The organism is Streptomyces torulosus (genome assembly GCF_001419765.1).
Taxonomy (GTDB): domain Bacteria; phylum Actinomycetota; class Actinomycetes; order Streptomycetales; family Streptomycetaceae; genus Streptomyces; species Streptomyces torulosus.
This window is the reverse complement of sequence record NZ_LIRK01000744.1, coordinates 1-4,470: the sequence shown is the minus strand read 5'-3', so window position 1 is coordinate 4,470 and position 4,470 is coordinate 1. Positions and strand designations below refer to the sequence as shown.

Genomic DNA, 4,470 nt, shown 5'->3' with positions numbered 1-4,470 from the left:
GCGGGTCGAGCATGCGATCGGCCGGCTCAAGAACTACAAGATCCTCCGTGACTGCCGACAGCCCGGCGACGGCCTCCACCACGCGGTCCAGGCCGTCGCCCACATGCACAATCTCGCCCTCGCCTCGTGATCAGAACAGCCGTGACCCGGGCTTTGACCTGCAAAATCACGGCCTTCTGCAACACGCTTTAGGGCCTGTTGTGAAAGTGGCCTCGTCGCCCGGAGGGCGGCCGCGCGGCGTCCGGTGCGTGCTCTCGGCGTGCCGCCCGAAAGCCCTCGTACTGGGCGTACTCGGGCTTTCGGGCGGTGCGGCGAGAGTGCGTGCCGGGCGTCGCGCGGCAGAGGTCACTTTCGCAACAGGCCCTAGCCCATCAGGGTGCGGGCCGCCTCTATCGCGTCGGACAGGTCGTTCAGCTGTTTGTCCTCCCTGTACCTGCTCAGTTCGCGGACACGGGAGGACAGTTCGCCCAGGGTGGGGCCGGCCGGGAGGTCGGTCCAGCGGGTGTCGTCGCGGCGCAGGGCGTCGGCGAAGTAGGCGGCCGCCGCGGCGACCTGGAGGCCGCGCGGTGCGGTGGACCACAGGTCGCCGTGGAGGGCCGACGCCTCGATGTCCGCGGACTCCTCGTGCGGGGTGCGGCTGTCGGGGTCGAGCCAGCGGACGGTGGCCGTCGCCAGGTGGCCGGCCTCGGTGCCGGACCGGGTGCGGACGGCGTAGAGGGCGGTGACGGTGTGGCCGGGGCCGACCTCGCCGCCGTCCACGCTGTCGTCGCGGAAGTCCTCGTCGGCGACCTGCCGGTTGTCGTAGCCGATCAGGCGGAACTCCTCGACCGCCTCGGGGTCGAAGGCGACCTGGGCCTTGGCGTCGCGGGCGGTGAGGTCGACGTGGCGCGGGAGTTGCTCGCAGAAGACCTCCTCGGCCTCCTTCTCGGTGGAGACGTACGTGGTGTGGCCGTCGCCCTTGTCGGCGAGGCGCTCCATCAGGGCGTCGCCGTAGTCGCTGCCGACGCCCACCCCGAAGAGGGTGATGCCGTGTTCGCGGCGCTCGTCGGCGACGCGTTCGAGGATGGTGTCGGCGTCGGTGTCGCCGGTGTTGGCGAGGGCGTCCGACAGCAGGACGACACGGTTGGTGGCGCCCTTGCGCAGCCCCTCGACGGCGGTCTCGTAGCCGGTCTCGACACCCGCGCCGAGGTTGGTGGCGTCGGCGGGCTCCAGGCTGTCGACGGCGTCGTGGATCCTGGCCCGGTTGTCGTCGAGGCGGGTCATCGGCAGGACGGTCTCGGCGGTGTCGCTGAAGGTGACGAGGGCGACGGAATCCTGGTCGCGAAGCCGGTCGGTCATCTTGCCGAGGGCGTCCTTGGCGAGGTCGAGGCGGCCGGGCTCGGACATGGAGCCGGAGACGTCGATGACGAAGGTGAGGGCGGCGGGCGGCCGTTCGCGGTCGCCGTCGGCGGCGCGGGTGGCGAGGCCCACGCGGACGAGGGACCAGTCGTCGTCCTTGGTGCGGGCGCCGTCGACGGTGACCGAGAAGCCGTCGCCGTCCGGGCGTTCGTAGTCCTGCCGGAAGCTGTTGATGAACTCCTCCGGGCGGACCGTCGACGGGTCGGGCAGGCTGCCGTCCTCCAGGGTGCGGCGGGCGTAGCCGTAGGAGGCGGTGTCGACGTCCAGGGCGAAGGTGGAGAGGTGGTCGGGCGAGGGGGCGATGTCGCGGGACTCGTCGTCCCGTTGCTCGCCGTTCTGCCCGTCGGGGCCGTCGGGGGCGGGGGCCGGGAAGCCGTCGGCGGTGCGGCCGCCGCCCTTGAGGTCGTCGTGCGAGGAGCCGTTCTCGCCGCTCTGGCCGCAGCCGGTGAGGAGCAGTGCCCCGGCCGTGCCCAGGGCGAGGAGCGCGGTGGTCAGTCGTCGTGTCGTCCCTGTGCTGCGATACCTGTGCATCGGGCCCCCTCGGCACGTCGTCGTCGCCCGGTCGTGGGCGGCTGTTGTGACTGTGACGGCCGAGGGGGCCCGAATGTGCGTCACGGGGCGTTGCGGATGGGTCTCGAAGCGGCCACGGCGAAGGCCCGTCGAGACCGGTGGGTGATCCTCCGTTGACCTACGAGACCACGTCCTTGCGGCCGAAACCGCGGAAGGCCAGGGCGAACAGCACCAGCGCGTACGTTACGGAGACCGAGACGCCCTGGATCATGTCGGTGTAGTCGGGATGCGGGCGGACGACGTCGAGCCAGGCGTACTGCCAGTGCGCCGGCAGGAAGTCGCGCCAGTCGCCGAGGGCGGTCACCGAGTCGAGGACATTGCCGACGATGGTGAGGCCGACGGCGCCGCCGACCGCGCCGAGCGGGGCGTCGGTCCGGGTGGAGAGCCAGAACGCCATGCCCGCGGTGACCAGTTGGGACACGAAGATGTACCCGACGGTGATCACCAGGGCCTGCGCGGCGGCCCCGGAGGACAGTTCGCCGCCCGTGGGCAGTTCCAGCGGGCCCCAGCCGTAGGCGACCGTGCCGATGGCGAGGGCGACGACCGGGAGGAGCACCAGCGCCGCGAGGCTGAGGGTGAGGCCCACGACGAGCTTGGACCACAGCAGCCGGGCGCGGGGCACGGGCGCGGCGAGCAGGTAGCGCAGGGAGGACCAGCTGGCCTCCGAGGCGACGGTGTCGCCGCAGAACAGCGCGACCGGGATGACCAGCAGGAACCCGGCGGCGGCGAAGAGGTTCACCGCGGCGAAGTTCGCGCCGGACGCCGTCGCCGTGTCCATCAGGTTGACCCGGTTGTTGCCCTCGCCGGGGGTGCCGCCGACCTGGAACGCGATCACCAGGATGATCGGCAGGGCGAACAGGATGCCGCCCATGACCATGGTGCGGCGGCGCTTCAGCTGCCGGACCAGCTCCACCCCGAGGGGCAGGGTGCGGCCCGCGCGGTAGCCGTCGGCGACCTCGACGGGGGTCGTGGGTCCGGGTTCCCCGCGCCCGGCTTCTGCGTGCTCGGCACGCTCGGTCAGCGTGCTCATGCGGACTCTCCGATCAGGGTGAGGAAGGCGTCTTCGAGGCGGCGGTGGGGGCCGACCGCGTCGACGGGGACCTCCAGCCGGACCAGCTCGGCGATCAGACGCTGGGCGCTGCCGTCCGCGTCGAGGCGGACGACCAGCCCCTCGTCGGTGCGTACGGCCGAGTCGATGCCCGGCAGTGCGGCGATCTTGTCGACGACGGGCTCCTCCACGGGGGTGGCGGTGCCGACCAGCAGGGTGTCGCCGGAGCCGACGATCTCGGCGACCGGGCCCGCCTGGACGAGCTGTCCGTGGTCCATGACGACCAGGTGGGTGCAGGTCTGCTCCACCTCGGCCAGCAGATGGCTGGAGACGATGACGGTACGGCCGGCGGCCGCGTAGCGGATCATCACCTCGCGCATCTCGCGGATCTGCGGCGGGTCGAGTCCGTTCGTCGGCTCGTCGAGGATCAGCAGGTCGGGCAGGCCGAGCATGGCCTGGGCGATGGCCAGGCGCTGGCGCATGCCCTGGGAGTAGGTGCGCACCGCGCGGGCGAGGGCGTCGCCGAGGCCGGCGATCTCCAGCGCCTCCTCCAGGTGGGCGTCCTCGGCGGGGCGGCCGGTGGCCCGCCAGTACAGCTCCAGGTTCTCCCGGCCGGACAGGTGCGGGAGGAAACCGGCGCCCTCGACGAAGGCGCCGACACGGGACAGTACGGGCGCGCCCGGCACGATCGCGTGGCCGAAGACGCGGATCTCGCCGCCGTCCGGTTGGATCAGGCCCATCAGCATGCGCAGGGTGGTGGTCTTGCCGGCGCCGTTCGGGCCGAGGAGACCCAGCACCTGGCCCTTCTCGACGCGGAAGGACAGGTCGCGGACGCTGTACCGGTCGCCGTTCTTGTACTTCTTGCTGAGGTCGGTGATCTGGAGCGGGACCTCGGCGAGCGCCGGGTCGGGGGCGGGCGTCGTGATGCGGCGGCGGCCGGTGACGAGCAGGACGGCCGCGACGGCCGCGCCGCCGATCGGCAGGTACCAGACCCAGGCGGGCAGGATGTCCGAGCGGTCGGCCCCGCCGAGCGGGGTCGGCACCTCCAGGTCGCCCTTCAGGGAGACGGTGTACGTCGCCGGGGCGGCCGGGGAGGCGTAGCCGAGGTCGGTGGAGGCGAGGACCAGGCGCAGGCTGTGGCCGTCGTCGAGTTCGTGGTCGATGGCCGGGAGGGTGAGCTTCACGTCCTTGCCGGCCTTGGCGCCCTCGACCCGGACGGGCTGGACGAGCTGGGAGGGCAGCACCTGGGAGGCGCCGCCGGGGCCGACGTCGTAGACCTTGGCGAAGAGGACGGCGTCGTCGCTGGTGGACTTCACATGGACGGTCGCCGTGGGTGAGCCGGTGATCTGGAGATCGTCCGTGACGGGTTTGGACTGGAACGCGGCGAACTGGCCGGGGAAGTCCAGCGACAGGCTCACGCCGAGCGAGGACAGCTGGGAGAGGCCGCCGGCGGC

General features: G+C 72.2%; 3 protein-coding genes and 1 pseudogene. 1 reads left to right on the top strand and 3 read right to left on the bottom strand.

Annotation, left to right across the window (positions count from 1 at the left end; genetic code table 11):
- A pseudogene (locus AOK23_RS50960) lies at positions 1 to 130 on the top strand (IS5/IS1182 family transposase); the annotation flags it as partial.
- 233 nt (positions 131 to 363) lie between these two features.
- On the opposite strand, the gene AOK23_RS38915 reads toward AOK23_RS50960, so the two are convergent.
- The 3 genes from AOK23_RS38915 to AOK23_RS38905 form a co-directional block, all read right to left on the bottom strand.
- Positions 364 to 1,929: a vWA domain-containing protein gene (locus tag AOK23_RS38915; RefSeq protein WP_055717180.1), complete on the bottom strand. Its 1,566-nt coding sequence runs from the start codon at positions 1,927 to 1,929 to the stop codon at positions 364 to 366.
- A gap of 157 nt (positions 1,930 to 2,086) precedes the next feature.
- Entirely contained in the window at positions 2,087 to 2,998 is a 912-nt protein-coding gene (locus AOK23_RS38910) for an ABC transporter permease (RefSeq protein WP_055717179.1), read from the bottom strand.
- The coding region (locus tag AOK23_RS38905; RefSeq protein WP_157878286.1) for an ATP-binding cassette domain-containing protein at positions 2,995 to 4,470 on the bottom strand (1,476 nt) is incomplete at its 5' end. The genes AOK23_RS38910 and AOK23_RS38905, both read right to left, overlap by 4 nt.